Below are 23,025 nucleotides of genomic sequence, written 5' to 3'. Positions count from 1 at the left end.
CCGGTCGCGGCCCCCGCTCGACGAGCACGTCCGGCGAGCCTGAAGATGCGTCCGTTTTGTCGGACGTAAAGGATTGCGGGCATACGCACAGGTCCTGCTTACAGTGGCCTGACGCGCTCTGGGAAAAGCTGACTGCAGACACCTGCACAGCGGAATGCATGCCCAAGACTGACGTGGAACCTGAGGAGAAAGAGCTGTGAGCACCGAGAACGAGGGCAACGAGGGCACTGGGGTTCCGGCCGCCCCGTCCGTACCTCCTGTGCCGGCCGTCGCTCCCGAGGGCACGCCTGCGTCCGCTCCGGGAACCGAGACACACGGTGCATACGGCGAGCGCCCCGCCCACGCCTCACACGGTGAGGCCCATGAGCGGGCAGCGGCAGCGGCAGAGCGGCCCGGGCACTCCCCCCAGCCCGAGCCTGCCACCGCGCCGCTGCCCGGACCCGTACCTGCTGCCGCGTCGGCGGAGGCGCCCGGAGATGCGCCTGCCGGTGCGCGGCAGCCGGGAGCCGGATGGCCGCCCCCGCCCGCCCTCCCCTCCTACGGGGGCGGCGGCCACGGTGGGCCCGTCTGGGGAGCGCCGGCCCAGGTGCCGGAGCCTGGGCGCAAACGTTCCGGCGGACTGTTCGCCGCGGTGCTCGTCGCCGCACTCGTCGCGGGCGGGGTCGGTGGCGGCATCGGCTACTGGGCCGCCGAGCACAACGACGACGCGACAGGCTCGACCACGGTCGCCGCGGCCGAGGCCCCCAAGGACTTCAAGCGGGAGCCCGGCACGGTCGCCGCGGTCGCGGGCAAGGCGCTGCCGAGCGTGGTCACGATCGAGGCGAAGTCGGGCGGCGGCGGTACGGGTGCCAGTGGCGAGAGCGAAGGCGGTACGGGTACCGGCTTCGTCTACGACAAGGAAGGCCACATCCTCACCAACAATCACGTGGTGGCCACGGCGGCCGACGGCGGCACGCTGTCCGCGATCTTCTCCAACGGCAAGAAGTACGACGCCGAGGTGGTGGGCCGGGCCCAGGGTTACGACGTCGCCGTACTGAAACTGAAGAACGCCCCCTCCGGACTGGCCCCGCTGGCCCTCGGCAACTCCGAGAGGGTCGCGGTCGGCGACTCGACCATCGCGATCGGAGCGCCCTTCGGGCTGTCGAACACCGTCACCACCGGCATCATCAGCGCGAAGAACCGGCCTGTCGCCTCGGGTGACGGCTCCAGCGGCAAGAACTCATACATGAGCGCGCTGCAGACCGACGCGTCGATCAACCCCGGCAACTCCGGCGGACCGCTGCTGGACGCGGGCGGCGCGGTGATCGGCATCAACTCCGCGATCCAGTCGGCGGGAAGCGGCCCAGGCCAGACGCAGGCCGGTTCGATCGGCCTCGGCTTCGCCATCCCGATCAACCAGGCGAAGAACGTCGCCGAGCAGCTGATCAGGACGGGCAAGCCGGTGTACCCGGTGATCGGCGCCACGGTCGACATGACGGTCAAGGACTCGGGCGCCAAGATCGCCTCCGAAGGTGCGGGCGGCACGGCCGCGGTGATCTCGAACGGACCTGCGGCGAAGGCCGGCCTCAAGGCGGGCGACATCATCACCAAGTTCAACGGCAAGCCGATCGACAGTGGCCCGACCCTGATCAGCGAGATCTGGAACCACAAGCCGGGCGACAAGGTGACGCTCACGTTCCAGCGCGACGGCAAGGAGAGGACGGCGGACCTCGTTCTGGGCGAACGCAAGGGCGACAGCTGACGCCCGGCCCGCCGGCTCCGGGTGCCCGTACTGCTGTCCGCTCCGCCCGTGCCGAAGAACGATGCTGCGACGCGTGACGCGGGCCCGGTAGTCTGTAGCCCGCTCCGCCGCAGGCGGCCGGGGCGTGGGTGGGTTGCCCGAGCGGCCTAAGGGAACGGTCTTGAAAACCGTCGTGGCAGCGATGTCACCGTGGGTTCAAATCCCACACCCACCGCAGGTGAACGGCCCCTGACCAGGTAACTCGGTCAGGGGCCGTTCTCGTGAGCGTTGTCCGCTAGCGACCGCTGTTCCCCGCTGTTTCCCGACCGAACGGGCACGCGAAGGGCACGGTCACCTTTTGAGTCGCCGCTTCGTCGGGCACGTCGTGGGCACGCAGCGGTGGTTAGCTCGTGGTTGCCTTTTCTAAGGGTCGGTACGATCATCGCCGAATGTGGAAAGAGTTGATCACGCGGCACGCCGCAGGGGGTGAGGTCGAGTTCACCGCTCCGGCCACGGATGACGCGTTGAGCGAGGCTGCGAAAGCCCTTGGGCACCCGCTGCCGGACGAGCTGGCCTCGGTGCTGCGGGAGAGCAACGGCGTCGTTGGCGAGTACGGCTATCACCTGGTTTCGCCGCTCGAAACGATCGTCCAGAGGAACCTGGAGCTTCGGAGCTCCTTCTCTGAGCTGTACATGGCCTTCGATCAACTGCTCTTCTTCTCGGACATCCCTGGCAATGGTGATTTGTTCGGGATAGTTCTTGTACCGGGGCAATTTGAACAAGTGTTCATCTGGGCTCATGAGACCGATAGCCGCAGGTGGGTAGCCTCTTCGATCGCCGATTTCGTGGCGCGATGGCTTAGCGGAGTGATTGAGGAGCAGCTCGACTGTTAGGCCCAGCGCCAGTGCAGGCCGCGCGCGACCTCGGTTCGTCTGGCCGCACCTGCAGAGCTGAGGTCGGCGGAACGGCTTTGGCCGGTGTCCTGCCCGGTTTGGGGTCGTGCATGATCAGGGGGCCGTACGCTTGCCGGCTACTCGGGCAGGTTTCACCCCTGCCCGCAATGTGTCCGAGTGGCCCCCTGGTCTTGCTCGACGCGGGACCCGAACCGGGGAGTGTGGGTAAAGCCGTGGAGCCGTCCGTCCCCACCCCCGGCCTGGTTCTTTTCGCCCCCCTTGTGGGCGCGGGCGGGCGACGACGTGCGGCCCCGGTGGCGTAGACATGGAGGGGCAAGCGCGGCGGCGTCCGGCCGGCGCCGCCGCACTCCGTGCGGCACCTCTGACCTCGTGTCAGACAGCATCGCTGTTCAGGAGGCCGGGAATGCAGACGCCTCAAGCGTCAACTGTGGTGTTCTCTCGAGCTTCCGCCGCTGTTCCGATGTGCTGGTGCCCTGGTGTCTTTTGAAGCTTTCTGGGGCCACTCGGGCTCATGGCGGGCATGGGGATGGAGCCTGGCCCGTGGTGGCTGTGCTGCGTGACGGCGGCTGGGCTGGCAGTGATCCGGCTCGCTGCCCGAACGCCGGTCGGGCAGCGAGCGCAGCGAGCACTTGATGAGGTAGAGAAACCTGTAACAGTCCCTCTGGATGAGGTAGAGAAACCTGTAACAGTCCCTCTGGAACTGGCTAGTTCAGGTCGTACTCCGCCGTGAGCTGGCGTCCCGCCCCCATGAAGTCGGTGGCGTACTCCGTCACAGAACCGTGCTGGTCCCAGTAGTAGTTGCTCATGGTCAGGGCAAGAGTGCCCGCCTCGACATCGAGCAGGGCGGCTGCGTCTTCGGGCACAGGCTGCACGCACACCACGTCACGCCTCCGCACGGCACGCCGCCCGGTCCGGTCCTCGATCAGACCGAACGTCATCTTCGGCAGCTTCTCCGGCACGGCCAGCTCGGGGGCGCTCTCGGCCAGTTCACCCGGCAGCCACGACGTGGACAGGGTGATCACACCCTCGTCGTCCAGGTATCGCCGCTGGCGACGGACGACCTGTGCGCCCTCGTCCAGCCCGAGAGCCTCGGCGACATTGGCCGGCGCGGGAACCAGACCAGCGCTCACGATCTCAACGCGCTCGCCGGGGCGGAAGCCGCTACCCGTCGCCCGCTGGAGCTGGAGGCGGTCCGAGCCACTCGTCAGCTTCCGTCCGAGGTCCACGAATGTGCCCTGCGTCGAGGACCGCACGTATCCCTCGGCCTGGAGCTGCTTCACGCCCTTCGCTGCCGTGGCGGTGGCTACGCCCCACTCTTCGGCGATCTCAGCGATGGACGGCAGCTTGGTGTCCTGTGGCAGGGCACCGTCGACGATCTGCTGTCGGAAGTGATCCGCGATCTGCATGAACGGCGGCGCGGCCCGTTGGACTCGCGGTGTCATTTCTCCTCCTTCGAGCTCGTCTACTAGCACACAGAGAAGAGTACCCCGCAAAGCCCTTGCCATCGCGTACTAGTGCACGTATATCTGGACGTGAGCTAGTACACGTTCGCCGGGGGCGACGGCCTACCGCCAAGCAGAATCGTCGCCCCCGGCTCCCTCGAAGGGAGCTTCCATCATGCCCGCAACGATGACCGCTAAGCACGCTGCCCTGTCCCCTGCCGCAGTGGCTGAACTGCCTGACGTGTCGTTGATCCTCGCGCTGTACGCCTCGGACTGGGTGAACGAGCGTCGGCCGGACCTGGCGAAGGCTGCCGCGTTCATGGTCGACGGCGCGAGCCGCTGGGGCCTGCACGAGATCATCGTTCGGACCTGCGACCTGGTGGCCTTCTGGAGCCACTGCGCCAGCGACACCGCCACGGCGGAGGTCTGGGCGGCGCACGAGGACCGGTTCGACAACTACCGGATCATTCACTGCTCGTTCCCGCAGCGGCAGTTGGCCACAGTCCGCCGCCATCTGGTCGCTATGGCCGCTGAGGCGGTGACTGCGTGACCAAGTCTGTTCTGTCTTCGGCGGCCGTGGCTGATACTGCGGCTGCCGTTGGCGTTGACCCCATGACCCTGGTCGACATGCTGCGGGTGGCGAACTCGCCTGGTTTCGAGCGCTGGCAGGAACAGGTCCGCCGGACCGGAGGTTGTGCCAACCCGATCCACCTGAGCGGCCATGTCCGGACCGTGGACAGGCAGACGGGGGAGTTCTTCGAGTACTCCACCAGCAGCGAACCGGGTGGGCGTCTGCGGATCGCCTGCGGCAACCGGCGCGCCTCGCGCTGCCCTTCCTGCGCCTGGACCTACGCGGGGGACACATACCACCTGATAATGGCTGGCCTGGTCGGCGGCAAGGGCGTCCCGGCGACGGTTGCCGAACGTCCCCGTGTCTTCGCGACCCTGACGGCTCCGTCCTTCGGCCCGGTCCACAACCGGCCCGCGTCCGGCCGCTGCCGCTGCGGCCTTGCCCACGAGGAGGACGATCACGCACTGGGCACGGCGCTCGATCCCGAGACGTACGACTACCCCGGGGCCGTGTTGTGGAACAACCACGCGGGAGCTCTGTGGCAGCGCTTCACCATCTACCTGCGCCGTGAGGTCGCTGCCCGCGCCGGACTGACTCAGGCTGCTCTGAAGGAAACGGCCCGGGTCTCGTTCGGGAAGGTCGCAGAGTTCCAGAAGCGCGGAGCGATCCACTTCCACGCCATCATCCGCATCGACGGACCGGACGGGCCCGACTCTCCGGCCCCGGCCTGGGCCACGGTGCAGCTCCTCGATGATGCGATCCGGGCTGCCGCGTTACGCGCCTCGGTTCCTGTCCGTGCCGCCGGGCCCTTCCCCGCCCGGACGCTTCGGTGGGGAACGCAGCTCGATGTGCAGCCCATCGGCGCACTCGACGACCAGGACGACATCACCGAACAAGCTGTCGGCGCGTACGTCGCCAAGTACGCCACCAAAGCGGCCGAGACGACAGGCACCCTTGACCGCCGCATCGGCGAACTGCGGGAACTGGAACTCCATCCCGAGCTGCCCGACCACACCCGGCGACTGATCGAAGCCTGCTGGGACCTGGACGCGGCCTATCCGGAACGGCTGCTCGCGCACTGGTCCCACATGCTCGGCTTCCGGGGCCACTTCTCCACCAAGTCGCCTCGCTACTCCACCACCCTCGGAGCCCTGCGCGGCGCACGGGCCGACTGGCGAGCTCGGCAAGAACGCCGGGAACGAGGACTGCCAGACCTCGACCAGGACGACGACACCACCGAGGACACCACGCTGGTGCTCGCGCACTGGGAGTACGCCGGACAGGGACACACCCCTGGCGAATCCTGGCTCGCTGCGTCCATCGCCCATGATCTCAAGCTCAACCGCGACACCGCCCGCGAAGCACTCGCAGACCTCGACGACCGCGGGGAGTGGTGACGATGGATCGTCTGCTGACCGTGCACCAAGTTGCAGAACTGCTCGGCACCACCGTGCGCTTCCCCCGTCGTCTTATCGAGGAACGCCGGATCACGTTCGTGAAGGTCGGGAGGCATGTCCGCATCCCCGAAAGTGCTCTCGTCGACTTCGTAGCGGCACACACTGTTGAACCGGTCTCTGTGCATCGAGCGGCATTGAGGAGGGTCGCCTGATGGCACGACGGCGCAAGGCACGCCGAGGATTCGGCCGAGTGCGCGAACTGCCCTCCGGCCGCTACCAGGCTCGGTACCCCGGTCCGGATGGAGTGCTCCGGCCTGCGGATCGGACATTCGGCACTACGACCGACGCTGATCTCTGGCTTGCCAAGAAGAGGGTCGAGATTGAAGACGGCCGGTGGCTTGATCCTGCGGAGGGTCAGACCTCGGTGCGGGTCTGGGCTGCTCGATGGCTAGCCGCTGTCGCTCCACAGCTCAAGCACAAGACGCAGGCGACGTACCAGTCACTCATCAATTCGAGGATCAATCCGGTACTCGGAGACCGAGAGCTGTCCAGTCTGCGGCCGATCACCGTTACCGAGTGGGTCGCGCAGATGAAGACCGAGGGGCTTAGCTCGTCCCGCATCCGCAACGCCTACCGAGTGCTGTCACAGATCATGGCGTCTGCCGTCGAGAACGGGCTGATCGCTCAGACTCCGTGCCGTGGAGTGCGCCTCCCCCGGATGCCCCAGACCGAGCCGCACATCCTGACTCCGCTGGAAGCCTCACGGATCGTGCGGAGTGCCAACAAGCCGCATGACCTGCTGATAGCGCTCCTCGCCTTCGCCGGACTGCGCATCGGGGAAGCCTTCGCATTGCGACGTATGGACGTCGACGTAGCGGGCTGCCTGCTGCACGTGGATGAGAACCTCGCCGAAGCGAACGGGGCGCTCGTCTTCGACACGCCTAAGTCGCATCAGAAGCGGACCTTGTCGCTTGCTCCATCCCTCGTGAAGCGTCTGGCCAAGTACCTCGATGAGCTGCCCGGGGGTGACGACGCCCTGCTGTTCACGAACAGCTTCGGCCGGCCGTTGCGCTACAACCAATGGCGCAAGGCGGAATTCAATCCGTCGGTCATTGCGGCCGGACTCACCGATGTGACCCCTCACGACCTGCGGGCCTCTCACGGGACCTGGGTTGCGGACCGGTACGGCGTGATGACTGCGGCTCACCGGCTCGGGCACTCCAACGCGAGCGTGACGACTCGGCACTACGCCCGGCCTGTCGCCGGTCGTGACGCTGAGGTGGCCATGGCGTCTGACGACTGGATCGAGGGGCACGATCACGACCGAGGGGCACGCAACGGGCACGATGGTGACTCATCCGATGACGACAAGGCGACGTAGTCGCTCTGACCAGCTCGTATGCCCCGAGGGCGGATCTTGAGTAAGAGGTCTTGAAAACCGTCGTGGCAGCGATGTCACCGTGGGTTCAAATCCCACACCCACCGCGCAGATCAGCGTATGAGCTGGTCAGAAGGGGTGCCTCTCGATGAGAGGCACCCCTTCGGCGTTCAGGCTGTCCCACCTTGATCCGCCCGTGTCCCGTTGCTGACCAGCGTGTGTGGACCAGGCGTGGACCAAGAGCTCATGGAAGAAGTACAGCTCGGACGCGGATCCCGGCACGGTCACGGTCACCCCAGCCCTCCTCGGGAAGGGCGAAGTCGGCCTCACGGAGGTTCGCCGCCTCGCCGGGGCAGTTGGCCGCGTAGTAGAGGCAGCCGAAGAATGCCTTCAGGTGGTGCCCGCGTACGCCTTGCTCACCCACGGCCCCCAGTTTCCGGGCGAGTCCGGGACCGGGCACGAACCGGAAGTCGATCTCGTCCTCAGTCTCCGGGGGCGTCCAGTCCACGCGATCGAGGGGAAGACTCGCCGGCCGCCCTTGTCCGATCGCGTACCGCAGGCAAGTCGCCCGGTGGCCCCGCACCGATGACGACGATGTCGCAGTCGGCCTTCATCGGAGCAGCGGTTCCATGTGGCGCGCGGCGTCGCCGGCGGCCTCGTCGGGAGTCCGGCCGTTCTCACGGGCGACCATGTACGCGGCGTACCAGTCCCACCAGTTGTGCTCCGGGGCCGTCGCCTCGTACGGACCGTGGTGCTCCGCGGTCTCATGCAAGAGTTCTGCCAACGCGGTGACGTTCATGGCGAAACTTCCTCCGTCGTGTGGGAGTCACCGTCCGGCCAGTCGCACCTGGACCTCTTGCAGCAACCACCCATTGCCGTCCGGGTCACTGAACGAGGCGTATGAGGCGTAGCTGCGACGCTCTGGATCGGGGCCGTCCACCGGCTCCTGAACGCCGCTGTCGTAGACATTGTGGAAGACCTCGCTCACTTCAACGCCCCTGCCGACCAGGTCGGCACGGGCTCGGTCGATGTCGAAGACCACGAGGTAGAGACCCTGGGCGGAGCCCGGTGTCACGGAGGTGACCCCGCGGCCGAAGATGACCGAGCCCACGGACCCCGGCGGCGTCACCTGCACGATCCGGAACTCCGGGCCGGCTTCGTAGTCCGCGTCGAGCCGCCAGCCCAGGCTCCTGTAGAAGCGCAGGGCACGGTCGACGTCAGCCACCGGGATGACGATGACCTCGAGGCTCATATTGATGGTCGGATCCTTGACGACGTCCGCTGTGCCGTCCTGATGTGCTTGCAGGGTGCTCATATCGACCTCTCCTGACGGATGGCCGGTTCGGTTATGACCCCTGATAAGCCGCCAGCGGCGGGAACCCGAGCGCCGACTCTGGGTCATCCGTGTACCGGCTAATATCACAATTGTCGCTTACTGGACAAAATCTGGCGCGACCGTGAACAGCTCGGCCTCGACACGTTCCGTGGCCCGCGCCGCGCACGTCGACCCCTGCACCGCCGCGACCGAGACCTGGGAAGGTTGTGACCGGCCACCCTTCTGCGTTCGCCGTGTGGCGTGCCGGTGTGTGCACGTGCCGTCAAGTGCCGCCGCCCGGTTCGAAGCCGGCGAGCATCTTCTCGAGTGCCTGCTGGTCCGGCCCGACGAACGGATCCGCGTCGGGCGCCGCGGCGAGCGTGTCGGTCATCTGTGGAGCGATGCCGACCGCGGGCGGCAGATGGGCGCAGAGGACGACCTCGGGGTCCATGATCCGCAGCTGCTGGATCGTGGCGAGGTACTTACCGATGTCGACGGCGTGGACCCAGGGGCTGTCGACCGTGGCCCACAGCAGTTGCGCGTTGCGCAACTGCTCGGCGGGGAAGGAGCCGACGTCGTCGGTGAGGGCGAGTTCGGCGCTGGGCATGGGCGCGCCGAAGCAGTCGGAGGTGAAGCAGGCCGCCGATCGCTCGTCGTAGAAGCCGACGGTGGCGGGGTTGTCGAACAGCGGAGGCCGGAAGGCCATGAGTGCGCGGTCGCCGGCGTCCAGGGTCTGGCCGGGGTTGACCAGGCGGATGCGGTCGATCGGCAGCGGCCGCTCGGTGGACATGAGCCCGGCGCCGATGAACGTGGTCACCACGCGCGCGTGGGGCGCGGCGGCGAGCAGATCGAACAGTCCGCCGGTGTGGTCCCGGTCGGGGTGGGTGAGCCAGATCCACCGTACGTCGGCGGGGTCGATGGCCGAGCTGAGCGTCTCGAGGAAGTTCCTGTCGGGGAGACCGAGGCCGGTGTCGACGACGACGGGCTGGGTGGCGTGCAGGACGAAGGCGTTGACCGGGAGGAAGCCGATCCCGGGCACTTCCAGGCAGTCGCTGAGTACGGTGATGTCTTTTCCGACCTTATGAACGCTCATGGCGGGTCTCCGTGAGTCCCCCGCGGGCGGGATCGTGCCCCTGCATCCAGGGTGGGCCCGTCCGGGCGGGTGGGCCAGCGCGGGAGCAGGCCCCGGCCGCGGCACGAGCCTGCAGAACCTGGAGCAGGGGCCGGTACGGGTGCCCGCGCCGGGGCGCCCCGTCAGTGGCGGTGGACCGAGGTCAGTCGGTCGGCCGAGGCGATCGTCGCCCGGGCTTCGCGTTCGGTGAGCCCCGCGCGGACCGCCGCATCGGTGAGGGCGTCCGCGAGCTCCTCGCCGAGGTCGTTCTCGTACGCGCGGCAAGCCGCCCAGAAGAGTCGGGTGTTGCGCTGGCCCTCGTGCGCCGAGAGCACGAAATGGACCAGGCCCTGGCCCCGGGGCGGCCGCAACGCTGCGGTGTGGGTGGTGTGGCCGGGGCGTGCGGGGGGTGCGACGAGGCGGAGGAGTGCGCGGGGGCAGGGCGCGGGTGACAGCTCGGCGGTACCGGGAGCGAGGCGGTACGCGCCGTGGGCGGAGACCGAGCCGGGGCCCACGAGATAGCCGCCGGCACCGCGGACGTCGATGCCGGGGGCGAGCCGGCTCGCGGAGTTCGGGACGATGACGTCCGGCGGTCCGGTCAGCCAGAGATGGCGGCCGCCGCTGGGGGTGAGGACCGTGACCGTCTCCGGGATCGTGAACAGATGCCGCAGGGCCAGGTGCTGGAGCGCGGACACGGAGTCGGCGGAGGACGTGGCTGACTTGGTGTCGAGGTCGATGCCGATCAGATGGTGCGGGGGCCGGCCGCAGGCGATGCCGTAGCCGGTGGCCCAGGGAGCGGCGGCGAAGAGGGCGCGTACGCCCGCGGGGTCGCTGGTGGCGTCATGGACGCCATGGCCCGGGAGTCCGCATTCGCCACGGCACAGGACCGGCTCGGGGTCGCCACGGTGGGGAGAGCGCAGGGCGGGGAGCTTGGTGGGGGACAGGGGTATGACGGGGAGCCCGCGCTCGGCGGCGGAGAGAGCGTGGGCGAGGGCCAGTGTGGCGGACTGCCGGGCGGTGGTGGCCATACATCTATGTTCGTACGAGTGTTCGAATAAGGGAAGGGGGGAAGGTTGCCCGAAACCCTGCCGGAACGGTTCATCTGTTGCGGCGCCCGGGTCTGCGCGTTCCGTAGCGGTCTCTCCCGGCTCCGCCCCTGGTTCACTCCGGCTCCAGTCCGGGTCGCGTTCTGCCCTGATTAGGGATTCTGCGGGCGCGAAGGGGGTTTATCGACATGTCATCACGCTTGAGGGGGAATTGGGGCCTGCGGGGTGGTTCGCCTGAGATCCGGTGGGCAATTCTGATCTCGCGACGTCGTGACCATGATCCGGGGCGGTAGGCCAACTGCCTTGGAAAAAGCCGTACTTCTGCAGTTCCGGTTCCTGGAGGAAAAGACATGGCAAGCATCCGTACCGCCCGCGTCCTCGCCGCTGTCGCCGCGCTGCCCCTCACGGCCGCCCTTTTCTCGGGCATCGCCCAGGCCGACAACGGCGCCTTCGCGGACGACGGATCGAATGCGACGGTGGCCTCGATCGTCGGCAGCGGTGTCGGCGGAAACAACAATGGCAACTCGACCACCACCCAACAGGTGGCGAGCGGCGCAGGCGCGTCCAACCAGAACAACACCGCGAGTGTGAACGGCTCAGGCTTCACATTCATCGATCAGTCGAACGCCGTAGTGCACTTCACGAATCTCTGGTGACGGCCGGCCCGATGGGGGGTTGCAGCAAGGGGTGAACGACTGCCTGCGCGACGGTACTTCGGTGCCGTCGCGCAGGCCGTTGTGCGGGTGGGGGGTGGTGGTCCTGGTGGCGGTGACCTTGACAGCGGACACAGACCTGACGGACAGTCAGGAAACCTGATCCGTACGCCCGGGAGGCGGCCGCCGTGCACCTCGCCCCGACGGAGCGGCAGCAGCAGCTGCGCGCCGAACTTCGTTCCTACTTCCGCGAAGTGATGCCGGACGGACCGCCGCCCGCCCACGACGGAGCGGAGCAGCGCCGGCTGCTGCGGCGGATCGGAGCGGACGCCATGCTCGGGCTCGGCTGGCCCGTCGAGTACGGGGGGCAGGGGCGCGGCCCCGACGAGCAGTTCGTCTTCTTCGACGAGGCGTACCGGGCCGGCGCGCCCGTCTCCATGGTGACTCTGAACACCGTCGGACCGACCCTGATGAAGTACGGCACCGCCGAGCAGAAGTCGTTCTTCCTGCCGCGCATCCTCAGCGGCGACCTCGTCTTCGCGATCGGCTACAGCGAGCCGGATGCCGGGACCGATCTCGCCTCGCTGCGTACACGAGCCGTGCGGGAGCACACCCCTGACGCCGATTCCTGGGTCGTCGACGGACAGAAGATCTTCACGAGCAACGGCCAGAACGCGGACTGGATCTGGCTCGCATGCCGTACGGACCCTCAGGCCCCCAAACACAAGGGCATCTCGATCATCCTCGTGCCGACCGACGCACCGGGTTTCGCCTGGACACCGATCGAGACGGTGGGCGGCCTGACCACGACCTCGACGTATTACGACGGGATTCGGGTGCCCGCCGCGAATCTGGTCGGCGAGGAGAACGGCGGCTGGGGACTGATCACCAACCAGCTCAACCATGAGCGGGTGGCGCTGGCGGCGATCGGGATGCAGGCGGAGGACTTCTACGAGGCGGCGCTGCAACGGGCACGCACACCCGATCCAGTGACGGGTGAGCGTCGGATTGACGAGTCGTGGGTGCAATTCAGGGCGGCCGAGGTGCACGCCAGGCTGTCGGCAACGCGCCTGCTCAACTGGCGTTTGGTGGGGGATGTGGGGGCGGGCCGGCCGGCGCCCGGCGCGGCGAGCGGCGTGAAATTCGCGGGAACCGAATCCGCCGTGGAGGTGTATCGAATGTGCCAGGAAATCACGGGGGAGGCGGGGCTGATCCGGGCCGGTTCACCGGGCTCGCTCGACATCGGCTCGCTGGGGGACGGGGAGCTGGAACGGATGAACAGAGCGGCGCAGATCAACACCTTCGGGGGCGGGGTGAGCGAGGTGCAGCGGGAGATCGTCGCGACGATGCGGCTCGGCATGAAGAGGGGGAAGAGGTGACCACGGGGGACGAGGTGACGGACAGGTTGTATGCACGGCTGAAGGCGTACGAGGGGCGGTCGGCCGCCATCTCGGGCGTGGGCAAGGACCTGGTCAACGAGCCGATGATCAGGCACTGGTGCGAGGCGATGGGGGACGCCAACCCCGCGTACGCCGGGCCGGATGCCACAGCGCCGCCGACGATGCTGCAGGTGTGGACGATGGGCGGTCTGTCGGGGCACACGGACCGGTCCGCGGCGCAGGACGAGTTGTTCGCTCTGCTGGACGGGGCGGGGTACACCTCGGTGGTCGCGACCGACTGTGAGCAGGAGTATCTGCGGACGCTGCGGCCCGGGGACCGGATCACGTTCGACGCGGTGATCGAGTCGGTTTCGGAGCTCAAGACGACGAAGCTGGGAGCGGGTCACTTCGTCACTACGCGGATGGACGTCCGGGCGGACGGGAAGCCGGCGGGTACGCACCGTTTCCGGATCCTCAAGTACGCGCCGGCGCGGCGGAAACCGAAGGCGGTGGACGAGCGTCCGCGGCCGGTGATCAACCGGGACAACGCCGGATTCTGGGAGGGGGTGGCGGAGCACCGGCTGCTGATCCAGCGCTGCGAGGGGTGCGGGACACTGCGGTTCCCGTGGCTGCCCGGATGCGGTTCCTGTGGGTCGCCCGCGTGGGACACGGTCGATGCGAACGGCGCGGGGACCGTCTACTCGTACGTGGTGATGCACCATCCGCCGTTCCCGGCCTTCGATCCGCCGTACGCGGTGGGGCTGATCGAGCTCGTGGAAGGTGTCCGCATGGTCAGCAATGTGGTCGGCGCGCCGCATGACGAGGTGCGGATCGGGATGCCTGTGCAGCTCGAATTCCTGCGGGTGGACCACGGGTTGGAGCTGCCCGTCTTCCGGGTCCGGGACGGGAGTGCGGGCTGATGGACTTCACGCCCACGGAGGAGCAGACCGCCGCGCAGGAGCTGGCGGCGCAGATATTCGGCGATCTCTCCACACATGAGCGGCTGGCCGCCGGGACAGGTACGGACACGGAGTTGTGGAAGGCGCTGTGTGCGGCGGGGCTGCCGGGGGCCGTCGAGGACATAGGCCTGCTCGGGCTGGTGCTCGTGTTGGAGGAGCAGGGGCGGACCACCGCGCAGGTGCCCTTCGCGGCGACCTGTGTGTACGGAGTGCTGGCGGTGTCCGCGCACGGCACGGACGAGCAGCGGGCCCGGCTGCTGCCCGCTCTTCGCGACGGTACGGCGGTGGCGACCGGGGCGTTCCCGGCCGGCGGTGATGTACGGGCCGTGGCGCCGGGGCGGTTGAGCGGCTCGCTGCCGTTCGTACCGTGGCTGCGGGACGCCTCCCATGTCCTGGTCCCCGACGCACACCGGGGGCTGTGGATCGTACGGACCGCCGAAGCGGAGGTCACGGAGGTGGAGACCACCGCGCCCTGGGCTGCCGGGCGGCTCGTCCTGTCCGGTACGGCGGCCGAGCGGCTGGGCGGGACGGATGCGTACGAGTCCGTACTGGCCCTGGGACGTACTGCCTTCGCGGGGCTGCAGGCCGGAGTGTGCGCGGGCTCGCTCACCCGGGCCGTCGCCTACACCTCGACCCGTGAGCAGTTCGGACGCGCCCTCTCCACCAACCAAGGGGTGCTGCTGCGGGCTGCCGACGCGTACATGGACACCGAAGCGATACGGGTCACGGCCTACGAAGCCGCCTGGCGGCAGGACGAAGGCCTGGACGCGGCCGCCGAGGTGCTGACCGCCGCATGGTGGGCCTCCGAGGCCGGCAAGCGGGTCGTCCACGCCGGGCAGCATCTGCACGGCGGGACGGGTGCCGACCTGGACCACCCCGTCCACCGGCACTTCCTGTGGGGGCGCCAGCTGGACGCCTACCTCGGATGCGGTTCCCAACTCCTTGCCGAACTGGGCAGGTTGATCGCAAAGGAGCCATCGTGTGAAAGCCGGTGACGAACTTCCGCCGCTCACCATCCCCATCACCCGCACCCTGATCGTCGCAGGAGCTGTCGCCTCCCGCGACTACCAGGATGTGCACCACGATGCGGAGCTCGCGAAGGAGAAGGGCTCCCCGGACATCTTCATGAACATCCTGACCACCAACGGCCTCGTCGGCCGGTACATCACCGACTGCTTCGGCGAGCATGCGGTGCTCCGCAAGGTCGCCATCCGGCTGGGGGCACCCAACTACCCCGGAGACACAATGGTGTTGAGCGGATCCGTCACCTCAGTCGACGGCGGTACGGCGCTTGTGCGGGTCATAGGGGCCAACGGCATCGGCAACCACGTCACCGGCACGGTGACAGTGACTGTGCCTGCGACCCTTCCGGAGGGTGACGCATGAGCATCAGCAGCCGGGACGCGCTCGGCGGCCGGGCGGCCATCGCCGGAATCGGGGCGACCGAGTTCTCGAAGGACTCGGGCCGCAGCGAGCTCAAGCTGGCCGTCGAAGCGGTGCACACCGCCCTCGACGACGCGGGCCTGTCCCCCGCCGATGTCGACGGCCTGGTCACCTTCACCATGGACATCAGCCCCGAGATCACCGTCGCGCAGGCGGCCGGCATCGGCGAGCTGTCCTTCTTCTCCCGCATCCACTACGGCGGCGGCGCGGCCTGCGCCACCGTGCAGCAGGCCGCACTCGCGGTCGCCGCGGGCGTCGCCGAGGTCGTCGTCTGCTACCGGGCGTTCAATGAGCGTTCCGGTCGGCGCTTCGGCTCCGGCGTGCAGCACCGGGAGCCGTCCGCCGAGGGCGCTGCGCTCGGCTGGAACCTGCCCTTCGGGCTCCTGACACCCGCCTCCTGGGTCGCCATGGCCGCCCAGCGATATCTCCACACGTACGGGCTGACGCCCGAGGCGTTCGGCCATGTCGCCGTCACCGACCGCCGCCATGCCGCGAACAACCCCGCCGCGTACTTCTACGAGAAGCCGATCACCCTCGCCGACCATGCCGACTCGCGCTGGATCGTCGAGCCGCTGCGTCTCCTTGACTGCTGCCAGGAGACCGACGGCGGCCAGGCGATCGTCGTCACCAGCGCCGAGCGTGCGCGGGATCTGCCGCAGCCGCCCGCGGTGATCGTCGCCGCCGCGCAGGGCGCTGCCCGGGCTCAGGAGCAGATGACCAGTTTCTACCGCGACGACCTCACCGGCCTGCCGGAGACGGGCGTGGTCGCCCGTCAGCTCTGGCAGACCTCCGGGCTGGCCCCCGGCGACATGGACGTGGGCATCATCTACGACCACTTCACCCCATTCGTCCTGATGCAGTTGGAGGAGTTCGGGTTCTGCAAGCCGGGCGAGGCGGCGGAGTTCGTGGCCGCGGACGTCCTGCCGCTGAACACACACGGCGGTCAGCTCGGCGAGGCGTACCTGCACGGGATGAACGGCATCGCGGAGGCGGTCAGGCAGCTGCGCGGCACCTCGGTGAACCAGATACCGGGCGCGGCCAGGATCCTGGTCACGGCGGGCAGCGGCGTTCCTACGTCCGGGTTGATCCTGGGCGCGGACGGCTGAGGCCGACCGGAATATGGCGGAAGCTCCCGTAGCCCGAGTGCCATCTCTGAGGGTCTCCTCCACCTTCAGGAGGTGAGGGCACCACCAGTAGTACAACCTGAGGCGGACACCGCTTCGGGACCTGGGGCCGATCCGCGACAGTAGTGCCCGCTCCTAGCGTGGACCTATGACCACGCCAGTCTGCACAAGCGCTTCGAGGGCCGCCGCGCCGGTGCCGTCGTATGCGCCCTACTCATCGTTTTCGTCGTACGTACGGGCGCGGGGGCCCGTACTGCTGCGTACCGCCCGCTCGCTCACCGCGAACCCGAGCGACGCCGAGGACCTGCTGCAGACCGCGCTCGCCAAGACGTATGTCGCGTGGGAGCGGATCGAGGACCACCGGGCGCTCGACGGCTATGTCCGCCGTGCCCTGGTCAACACCCGCACGTCGCAGTGGCGCAAGCGCAAGGTCGACGAGTTCGCCTGCGACGAGCTGCCCGAGCCGGAGACCGTACCCACGCCCGATCCCGCCGAGCAGCAGGCGCTGCACGACGCGATGTGGCGTGCCGTGATGAAGCTGCCGGACCGGCAGCGCGCGATGGTCGTGCTGCGGTACTACGAGGATCTCAGTGAGGCCCAGACGGCCGAGGTGCTCGGAGTGTCGGTCGGCACGGTCAAGAGCGCGGTGTCGCGGGCGCTCGGCAAGCTCCGAGAGGACCCGGAGCTGCTGCCCGTGCGCTGACGTCACCACGCGCTACCCCGCCTCCACCCAGCTTCTACGCCGGTCGTGCGCTGCCCGCGTGCCCACGTGAGCTGGTCATGTGTCGCGATTCCTTACCCCTGGGTAGTGACATACCGCGCGGTATGTGAGCAGAATCTGCACAGCCCTTACTGCCACGTAGCGCAAGCGCCCATCGGGAGGACGCCGTGCTGAGCACCATGCAGGACGTACCGCTGACTGTGACCCGCATCCTTCAGCATGGGATGACGATCCACGGAAAGTCGCAGGTCACCACCTGGACGGGGGAGGCCGAGCCGCAGCGCCGCAGTTTCGCGGAGATTGGCGAGCGGGCGACCCGGCTGGCCAATGCCCTGCGTGACGGACTCGGAATCGTCGGCGACCAGCGCGTCGCGACGCTCATGTGGAACAACGCCGAGCACGTCGAGGCGTACTTCGCGATTCCCTCCATGGGAGCCGTGCTGCACACCCTCAACCTCCGCCTGCCCGCGGAGCAGCTGGTGTGGATCGTCAATCACGCCGCCGACCGCGCGGTCATCGTCAACGGCTCGCTGCTGCCGCTGCTCGCGCCGCTGCTGCCGCAGATGCCGACGATCGAGCACATTGTTGTCACCGGGCCCGGCGACCGCGCACTGCTCGCCGGCGCATCGGCGCAGGTGCACGAGTACGAGGAACTGATCGCCGGCCGGCCGACCACCTTCGAATGGCCGGAGCTGGACGAGCGCGCCGCGGCCGCCATGTGTTACACCTCGGGCACCACCGGCGACCCCAAGGGTGTCGTCTACTCCCACCGCTCCCTGTACCTGCACTCCATGCAGGTCAACATGACCGAGTCGATGGGGCTGACCGATCGTGACACGACGCTCGTGGTGGTCCCGCAGTTCCATGTCAACGCATGGGGCCTGCCCCACGCCACGTTCATGACCGGCATCAACATGTTGATGCCCGACCGCTTCCTGCAGCCCGCGCCGCTCGCCGAGATGATCGAGCGCGAGAAGCCCTCGCACGCCGCGGCCGTCCCCACCATCTGGCAGGGCCTGCTGGCCGAAGTCACCGCGAACCCCCGGGACCTGAGCTCCATGAAGCAGGTCACCATCGGCGGCGCGGCCTGCCCGCCGGCGCTGATGGAGGCGTACGACAAGCTCGGTGTGCGGGTCTGCCACGCCTGGGGCATGACGGAGACCTCCCCGCTCGGCACGATGGCCCACCCGCCGGCGGGTCTGAGCGCGGAGGAGGAGTGGCCGTACCGCATCACCCAGGGCCGTTTCCCGGCGGGCGTCGAGGCCAGGCTGGTCGGCCCCGACGGCGAGTTCCTGCCATGGGACGGGCAGTCGGCCGGTGAGCTGGAGGTGCGCGGGACCTGGATCGCGGGCGCGTACTACGGCGGCGCCGGCGGTGACGACTTCAAGCCCGAGGACAAGTTCAGCGAGGACGGCTGGCTGAAGACCGGCGATGTCGGCGTCATCAGCCCCGACGGCTTCCTGACACTGACCGACCGTGCGAAGGACGTCATCAAGTCCGGCGGCGAGTGGATCTCGAGCGTCGAGCTCGAGAACGCGCTGATGGCACACCCGGAGGTCGCGGAGGCCGCGGTGGTCGCGGTCCCCGACGACAAGTGGGGTGAGCGGCCGCTGGCGACGGTGGTGCTGAAGGAAGGCTCGAGCGCCGACTACGGGACGCTGAAGGCCTTCCTTTCCGAGAAGCTCGCCAAGTGGCAGCTGCCGGAGCGCTGGGCGACCGTGCCCGCGGTGCCGAAGACGAGCGTCGGCAAGTTCGACAAGAAGGTGATCCGCAGGCAGTACGCGGACGGCGAGCTGGACGTCACTCAGCTCTAGCCGATCGAAGAGCGCAGAAGGGGCGGCAGTCATGACTGCCGCCCCTTCTGCGTCACTTGATGCCTGTCGGAATGGCTTCTGTCAGTTTGTGCCGATTTTTGCCAGCAGGTCCACGATACGGGCCTGGACCTCGCTGCTCGTGGAGCGTTCCGCGAGGAAGAGCACTGTCTCGCCGGACGAGAGTCGTGGCAGTTCCGCCTGGTCGAGGCCCGCCGAGGTGTAGACGACCAGCGGGGTGCGGTTCAGCTGGCCGTTCGCGCGCAGCCAGTCGATGATCCCCGCACGCCGACGGCGTACCTGCATCAGGTCCATCACCACCAGGTTCGGCCGCATCTGGGACGCGAGCGTGACCGCGTCCGTGTCCGCGCCCGCCCGGGCGACCTGCATGCCGCGCCGCTCCAGCGTGGCCGTCAGCGCGAGCGCGATCTCCTCGTGCTCCTCGATCAACAGCACGCGCGGGGGGTGCTGTTCGCTGTCGCGCGGAGCCAGGGCCTTGAGCAGTACGGCAGGATCCGCGCCGTACGCGGCCTCCCGCGTCGCCTGCCCGAGGCCCGCCGTCACGAGCACCGGCACCTCCGCGGCCACCGCGGCCTGGCGCAGGGACTGGAGCGCGGTGCGCGTGATCGGTCCGGTCAGCGGGTCGACGAAGAGCGCCGCCGGGAAGGCCGCGATCTGCGCGTCGACCTCCTCGCGTGAATGCACGACCACCGGACGGTAGCCGCGGTCGCTCAACGCCTGCTGCGTGGAGACGTCGGGCGCGGGCCAGACCAGCAGCCGGCGCGGGTTGTCCAGCGGCTCCGGGGGCAGTTCGTCGTCGACGGGCTGCGGCTGGGGCCGGTTGGCCACCTCGATCGCGCCACCCGGGCCGTCCAGCGGCTCGGGGCCCTCCGCGCCCTCGTCGGGCGCGCCGATCGCGTATGCCCGGCCTTCGGCCTGCGCGGTGGGCAGCCGCGACCCGTTCTGCGCGGGAGCCTGCGCCTGCGGACGCGCGGCGGCTTCGGGCCGCTCACCGTCCGGCGGCGTGGCCAGCTTGCGGCGGCGGCCGGCGCCGAGCGTCTGGTTCTGCTGCTGAACGATCTGCTGCGAGAACGGAACGCCCTGACCGAGCGTGCGCACGCTGAACGCACGGCCCTGCGTCGAGTCGGCCGAGACCGGGGCCTCGGCGGGCAGGGGCTGCGCGGCGCGCGCGGGAGCCGGCGGCGCGGGCGCTTCGGCAGGCAGCGGCAGTGGCAGCGGCAGGGATACGGAACCGGTGTCCTGGACGGTCTCCTTCGCGCTCTCCCCAGCGGCTTCGTCGTCCGCGGCCGAGTGCCGACCGACCGAGTCGTCCGCGGCGGTCGTCTGCCGGCCGCCCGAGGTGATCGCGGCGAGGCCGGTGCCCGATGAGCCGTTCTCCGCCCATTCCGGCTGCGCGGCGGCGGGCATCTGCCCGGCCGGTCCGGGGGCCTGAAGGCCTTCGGACGCCCGGGCCGGCAACTGCTGAGCCTCCTCCGTGCGGGCCCGACGGCGACCCGTCGGTTCGGGGTGCTGCTGCGGCGGCGTGTGGTGGTCGGTGCCCGGCTCGGTGCGTACAGCATCGTGCCGGCCCGGCAGCGAGGCATCCGCCTCACGGGCCGTCGGCGGAACCGGCTGGACCCGGTCCGCCTCGGCCGGCGGGAGAGCGAACGCGCTGCGGCCGTTCTGCACCTCGGCCGGAGCGGCCGCCAGTGCCCGCCTGGCCCGCCGCCCGGCCGGCCGTGCTTCGGCCGGAGTCGCGGAAGCGGCAACTGGCGCGGCAGACAGCTCGGGCAGCCCGCCCTCGCCACCACGCCGCGCGCGCCGCCCCGACGGGCCCGAACCCTGTGCGTCGACGGGCACGCCCTGCGGCGGCACAGTCTGGCCGAGCGCCGCGCGTCCGGTCGAGGCCGCGCCCTCCGCGGCCGTCACCACCGAACCCGCGGCCGGCTCAAGAGTCCCCGCGGCAACAGCGGCAGGCGTCGCGGTCTGTTCGGCCGGGCTCGGCCGCCCACGCCGCCGCCCGGTTCCGCCACTGCCCGAGCCGTTCCCGGAACCACTCCCGGGACCCGGACCCGGACCCGAACGCGAACCGGAGTCCTGGGCCGGGATCAGTTCCTGCTGAGGCTCCTCCGCATGGCCCCGGCGCCGCCCGGTCGGCTGCGCCGCCACGGGGTCCTCCATGGCCACGGGACTCTCCAGGAACGCGTCCGTAGAGGCTCGCCGCGCCCGCCGTCGCCCGCCCCCGCCGGATGTACCCGGCGCGGATCCCGTCGGCTGCTCCGGCAGCGCGAGCGCACCGGCCTCCGGACCCGCCTCCTGCGGCGCCGTCACGGTCCCCGCGCCCTCGCCGAGCGGCACCTCCAGGACGTACGCGCTGCCGCTCATGCCCGGCACCTCGTGCGTCTGCAGCACGCCTCCGTGTGCCCGTACGATCCCGCGCACGATCGGCTCGTGCACCGGGTCTCCCCCGGCGAACGGCCCCCGCACCTCGATCCGTACGACCTCACCGCGCTGCGCCGCCGCCACCACGACCGTCGAGTCCACGTACCCGCCGCCCGGGACCACCCGGGCCTTGCCGGTCGAGTCGACCCCGGCCACGTCCGCGACCAGATGCGCGAGGGCTGTCGCCAGCCGGGCCCCGTCCACCTCGGCCTCTATCCGCGGCGCGTGCACCGCGAACTGCGCCCGTCCGGGCCCGATCAGATCGATCGCGCCCTCCACCCCGGCCGCGACCACCGCGTCGAGCAGCACGTTCGCCTTGTTCAGCTCTTCCGCGCCCGTGTCGAGCCGCTGATAGCCGAGCACATTGTCGACAAGCGTCGTCATCCGGGCATAACCGGCAGCAAGATGGTGCAGGATCTGGTTCGCCTCGGGCCACAGCTGCCCGGCCGGGTCGGCGGCCAGCGTGCCCAGTTCGGCGCGCAGTTCCTCCAGCGGCCCGCGCAGCGACTCGCCGAGCACGGCGGTCAGCTGGGCATGCCGGGCGGCCAGCTCCTCGTACCGCTCGGCGCGCCCCTCGATCTCGGCGGAGTAGCGCTCCGACTTGTCCGCCAGCTCGGCCGTGAGCCGCTCGGTCGTCTCCGCGATCTCGTCCGTGAACCGTTCGGTGGTCTCCGCGAGTTCCGCCGCGTGCTGCTGTTCCAGCTCCTCGTACGGACGCCGGTCGGTGAACGTCATCACCGCGCCGACGAGCTGGTCCCCGTCCCGTACCGGCGCGGTCGTCAGATCGACAGCCACCTTCGAGCCGTTCTTCGCCCACAGGACCTGCCCGCGCACGCGATGTTTGCGGCCGGACTTGAGCGTGTCCGCGAGCGGCGATTCCTCGTAGGCGAACGGCTCGCCGTCCGCGCGCGAGTGCAGGATCAGCGGGTGAAGCTCCTGGCCGCCCAGGTCGCTCGCCCGGAAGCCGAGGATCTGCGCGGCGGCCGGATTGACCAGGACGACCCGCCCGTCGGTGTCCGTACCGACGACGCCCTCGGACGCCGCCCGCAGGATCATCTCGGTCTGGCGCTGCGAACGCGCCAGCTCCGCTTCGGTGTCCACGGTGCCCGACAGATCCCGCACGACGAGCATCAGCAGCTCGTCGCCGGTGTATCCGGCGGACGAGGCATAGGCGTCCTGCCCGTCCTCAAGGCTCGCGCTGGTCACCTCGACCGGGAACTCACTGCCGTCCGTGCGCCGCGCGACCATCCGGGCCGGCTTGGTGCGGCCCCGCTCGTCCGCGGCCTCGGGCCGGCGCATGGAGCCGGGAATCAGCCGGGAGTCGAAGGAGGGCAGCAGATCGAGCAGGCCGCGTCCGACGAGGGCGGTGCCGGGGGTCTCGAAGAGTTCGAGGGCGATGGTGTTGGCATTGACGACGGTGCCATTGCAGTTGACGAGCACGAGCCCATCAGGAAGGGCGTCGAGTATGGCTGCGAGGCGAGCAGCGCCTCGGGATGGCCTGCTGCTCACGACGACGCTTCCTCCCTGACTTACTGCATATTGCGGACGGGCCTGTCCCATCTTGCTCCTCGGACTTCAGCCTGTCACTGGAGGGAGTCT

General features: G+C 69.3%; 21 protein-coding genes and 1 tRNA gene. 15 read left to right on the top strand and 7 right to left on the bottom strand.

Annotated elements, in window-relative coordinates; translation table 11 throughout:
* Positions 1 to 196 precede the first annotated feature (196 nt).
* From ACWDZ6_RS03980 to ACWDZ6_RS03970, 3 genes are all read left to right on the top strand, one after another.
* Positions 197 to 1,741: a trypsin-like peptidase domain-containing protein gene (locus ACWDZ6_RS03980; protein WP_451501575.1), complete on the top strand. Its 1,545-nt coding sequence runs from the start codon at positions 197 to 199 to the stop codon at positions 1,739 to 1,741.
* A 127-nt stretch (positions 1,742 to 1,868) separates the two neighbouring features.
* Positions 1,869 to 1,955, top strand: a tRNA-Ser gene (locus ACWDZ6_RS03975).
* Between the two features lie 214 nt (positions 1,956 to 2,169).
* A complete protein-coding gene (locus ACWDZ6_RS03970; protein ID WP_451501574.1) occupies positions 2,170 to 2,613 on the top strand; it encodes an SMI1/KNR4 family protein in 444 nt (147 codons plus the stop codon).
* A gap of 725 nt (positions 2,614 to 3,338) precedes the next feature.
* On the opposite strand, the gene ACWDZ6_RS03965 is transcribed toward ACWDZ6_RS03970, so the two are convergent.
* Entirely contained in the window at positions 3,339 to 4,076 is a 738-nt protein-coding gene (locus ACWDZ6_RS03965) for a GntR family transcriptional regulator (protein ID WP_451501573.1), read from the bottom strand.
* 223 nt (positions 4,077 to 4,299) lie between these two features.
* Between ACWDZ6_RS03965 and ACWDZ6_RS03960 the strand changes: the two genes are divergently transcribed.
* From ACWDZ6_RS03960 to ACWDZ6_RS03945, 4 genes are read left to right on the top strand one after another with little or no spacing between them, the layout of a single operon-like run.
* Complete coding sequence (locus tag ACWDZ6_RS03960; protein WP_451501572.1) at positions 4,300 to 4,626, top strand: hypothetical protein; 327 nt, start codon at positions 4,300 to 4,302, stop codon at positions 4,624 to 4,626.
* 26 nt (positions 4,627 to 4,652) lie between these two features.
* The gene (gene repSA / locus ACWDZ6_RS03955; protein WP_451501905.1) at positions 4,653 to 6,044 is read left to right on the top strand and encodes a replication initiator protein RepSA; all 1,392 of its coding nucleotides are present in this window, start codon (positions 4,653 to 4,655) and stop codon (positions 6,042 to 6,044) included.
* Between the two features lie 2 nt (positions 6,045 to 6,046).
* A complete protein-coding gene (locus ACWDZ6_RS03950) occupies positions 6,047 to 6,256 on the top strand; it encodes an excisionase family DNA-binding protein (RefSeq protein ID WP_451501571.1) in 210 nt (69 codons plus the stop codon).
* The gene (locus tag ACWDZ6_RS03945) at positions 6,256 to 7,425 is read left to right on the top strand and encodes a tyrosine-type recombinase/integrase (protein ID WP_451501570.1); all 1,170 of its coding nucleotides are present in this window, start codon (positions 6,256 to 6,258) and stop codon (positions 7,423 to 7,425) included. Before ACWDZ6_RS03950 ends, ACWDZ6_RS03945 begins: the two co-directional genes overlap by 1 nt.
* Positions 7,426 to 7,666: 241 nt before the next feature.
* Here the strand turns inward: ACWDZ6_RS03945 and ACWDZ6_RS03940 are convergent, their stop codons facing one another.
* The 5 genes from ACWDZ6_RS03940 to ACWDZ6_RS03920 all read right to left on the bottom strand — a co-directional run bounded on the left by ACWDZ6_RS03940 (position 7,667) and on the right by ACWDZ6_RS03920 (position 10,876).
* Positions 7,667 to 7,930 carry a hypothetical protein gene (locus ACWDZ6_RS03940; protein WP_451501569.1) on the bottom strand — a complete coding sequence of 88 codons (264 nt, stop codon included), beginning with the start codon at positions 7,928 to 7,930 and terminating at the stop codon, positions 7,667 to 7,669.
* Between the two features lie 102 nt (positions 7,931 to 8,032).
* Positions 8,033 to 8,221 carry a bleomycin resistance protein gene (locus ACWDZ6_RS03935; protein WP_451501568.1) on the bottom strand — a complete coding sequence of 63 codons (189 nt, stop codon included), beginning with the start codon at positions 8,219 to 8,221 and terminating at the stop codon, positions 8,033 to 8,035.
* A 27-nt stretch (positions 8,222 to 8,248) separates the two neighbouring features.
* Positions 8,249 to 8,737 carry a VOC family protein gene (locus ACWDZ6_RS03930; RefSeq protein ID WP_451501567.1) on the bottom strand — a complete coding sequence of 163 codons (489 nt, stop codon included), beginning with the start codon at positions 8,735 to 8,737 and terminating at the stop codon, positions 8,249 to 8,251.
* Between the two features lie 283 nt (positions 8,738 to 9,020).
* Positions 9,021 to 9,830 carry an MBL fold metallo-hydrolase gene (locus ACWDZ6_RS03925; protein ID WP_451501566.1) on the bottom strand — a complete coding sequence of 270 codons (810 nt, stop codon included), beginning with the start codon at positions 9,828 to 9,830 and terminating at the stop codon, positions 9,021 to 9,023.
* 161 nt (positions 9,831 to 9,991) lie between these two features.
* Positions 9,992 to 10,876, bottom strand: coding sequence for a bifunctional DNA primase/polymerase (locus tag ACWDZ6_RS03920; protein ID WP_451501565.1), 885 nt, complete (start codon positions 10,874 to 10,876; stop codon positions 9,992 to 9,994).
* A 368-nt stretch (positions 10,877 to 11,244) separates the two neighbouring features.
* Here ACWDZ6_RS03920 and ACWDZ6_RS03915 point away from each other — a divergent pair, with 368 nt between their 5' ends.
* The 8 genes from ACWDZ6_RS03915 (at position 11,245) to ACWDZ6_RS03880 (ending at position 18,987) form a co-directional block, all read left to right on the top strand.
* Positions 11,245 to 11,550, top strand: a complete 306-nt coding sequence (locus ACWDZ6_RS03915) for a hypothetical protein (protein WP_326651039.1) — start codon at positions 11,245 to 11,247, stop codon at positions 11,548 to 11,550.
* A 185-nt stretch (positions 11,551 to 11,735) separates the two neighbouring features.
* Positions 11,736 to 12,926, top strand: coding sequence for an acyl-CoA dehydrogenase family protein (locus tag ACWDZ6_RS03910; RefSeq protein WP_451501564.1), 1,191 nt, complete (start codon positions 11,736 to 11,738; stop codon positions 12,924 to 12,926).
* The gene (locus ACWDZ6_RS03905; RefSeq protein WP_451501563.1) at positions 12,923 to 13,846 is read left to right on the top strand and encodes a bifunctional MaoC family dehydratase N-terminal/OB-fold nucleic acid binding domain-containing protein; all 924 of its coding nucleotides are present in this window, start codon (positions 12,923 to 12,925) and stop codon (positions 13,844 to 13,846) included. The genes ACWDZ6_RS03910 and ACWDZ6_RS03905 overlap by 4 nt, the downstream gene beginning before the upstream one ends.
* On the top strand, positions 13,846 to 14,880 hold the full coding sequence (locus tag ACWDZ6_RS03900; RefSeq protein WP_451501562.1) for an acyl-CoA dehydrogenase family protein: 1,035 nt from the start codon (positions 13,846 to 13,848) through the stop codon (positions 14,878 to 14,880). The genes ACWDZ6_RS03905 and ACWDZ6_RS03900 overlap by 1 nt, the downstream gene beginning before the upstream one ends.
* Positions 14,867 to 15,271 carry a MaoC family dehydratase gene (locus tag ACWDZ6_RS03895; protein ID WP_326651034.1) on the top strand — a complete coding sequence of 135 codons (405 nt, stop codon included), beginning with the start codon at positions 14,867 to 14,869 and terminating at the stop codon, positions 15,269 to 15,271. Before ACWDZ6_RS03900 ends, ACWDZ6_RS03895 begins: the two co-directional genes overlap by 14 nt.
* Positions 15,268 to 16,434, top strand: a complete 1,167-nt coding sequence (locus ACWDZ6_RS03890) for a lipid-transfer protein (protein ID WP_451501561.1) — start codon at positions 15,268 to 15,270, stop codon at positions 16,432 to 16,434. The genes ACWDZ6_RS03895 and ACWDZ6_RS03890 overlap by 4 nt, the downstream gene beginning before the upstream one ends.
* A 166-nt stretch (positions 16,435 to 16,600) precedes the next feature.
* Positions 16,601 to 17,155 carry a SigE family RNA polymerase sigma factor gene (locus ACWDZ6_RS03885; RefSeq protein WP_366735006.1) on the top strand — a complete coding sequence of 185 codons (555 nt, stop codon included), beginning with the start codon at positions 16,601 to 16,603 and terminating at the stop codon, positions 17,153 to 17,155.
* A gap of 185 nt (positions 17,156 to 17,340) precedes the next feature.
* Positions 17,341 to 18,987 carry a long-chain fatty acid--CoA ligase gene (locus ACWDZ6_RS03880; RefSeq protein ID WP_451501560.1) on the top strand — a complete coding sequence of 549 codons (1,647 nt, stop codon included), beginning with the start codon at positions 17,341 to 17,343 and terminating at the stop codon, positions 18,985 to 18,987.
* A gap of 81 nt (positions 18,988 to 19,068) precedes the next feature.
* On the opposite strand, the gene ACWDZ6_RS03875 is transcribed toward ACWDZ6_RS03880, so the two are convergent.
* Positions 19,069 to 22,935 (bottom strand): PAS domain-containing protein, encoded by a 3,867-nt coding sequence (locus ACWDZ6_RS03875; protein ID WP_451501559.1) that lies wholly within the window; start codon positions 22,933 to 22,935, stop codon positions 19,069 to 19,071.
* Between the last annotated feature and the right edge of the window lie 90 nt (positions 22,936 to 23,025).

The organism is Streptomyces sp. NPDC002926 (genome assembly GCF_053591755.1).
The sequence above is the reverse complement of the archived record's forward strand: the minus strand, read 5'-3'. Positions and strand labels throughout refer to the sequence as shown.

Bases quoted from the DNA above. Each gene is read 5' to 3' on its own strand.
- ACWDZ6_RS03970 (WP_451501574.1), top strand. From the start codon at position 2,170: ATGTGGAAAGAGTTGATCACGCGGCACGCCGCAGGGGGTGAGGTCGAG.
- ACWDZ6_RS03965 (WP_451501573.1), bottom strand. From the start codon at position 4,076: ATGACACCGCGAGTCCAACGGGCCGCGCCGCCGTTCATGCAGATCGCG.
- ACWDZ6_RS03950 (WP_451501571.1), top strand. From the start codon at position 6,047: ATGGATCGTCTGCTGACCGTGCACCAAGTTGCAGAACTGCTCGGCACC.
- ACWDZ6_RS03945 (WP_451501570.1), top strand. From the start codon at position 6,256: ATGGCACGACGGCGCAAGGCACGCCGAGGATTCGGCCGAGTGCGCGAA.
- ACWDZ6_RS03935 (WP_451501568.1), bottom strand. From the start codon at position 8,221: ATGAACGTCACCGCGTTGGCAGAACTCTTGCATGAGACCGCGGAGCAC.
- ACWDZ6_RS03930 (WP_451501567.1), bottom strand. From the start codon at position 8,737: ATGAGCACCCTGCAAGCACATCAGGACGGCACAGCGGACGTCGTCAAG.
- ACWDZ6_RS03925 (WP_451501566.1), bottom strand. From the start codon at position 9,830: ATGAGCGTTCATAAGGTCGGAAAAGACATCACCGTACTCAGCGACTGC.
- ACWDZ6_RS03920 (WP_451501565.1), bottom strand. From the start codon at position 10,876: ATGGCCACCACCGCCCGGCAGTCCGCCACACTGGCCCTCGCCCACGCT.
- ACWDZ6_RS03915 (WP_326651039.1), top strand. From the start codon at position 11,245: ATGGCAAGCATCCGTACCGCCCGCGTCCTCGCCGCTGTCGCCGCGCTG.
- ACWDZ6_RS03900 (WP_451501562.1), top strand. From the start codon at position 13,846: ATGGACTTCACGCCCACGGAGGAGCAGACCGCCGCGCAGGAGCTGGCG.
- ACWDZ6_RS03890 (WP_451501561.1), top strand. From the start codon at position 15,268: ATGAGCATCAGCAGCCGGGACGCGCTCGGCGGCCGGGCGGCCATCGCC.
- ACWDZ6_RS03885 (WP_366735006.1), top strand. From the start codon at position 16,601: ATGACCACGCCAGTCTGCACAAGCGCTTCGAGGGCCGCCGCGCCGGTG.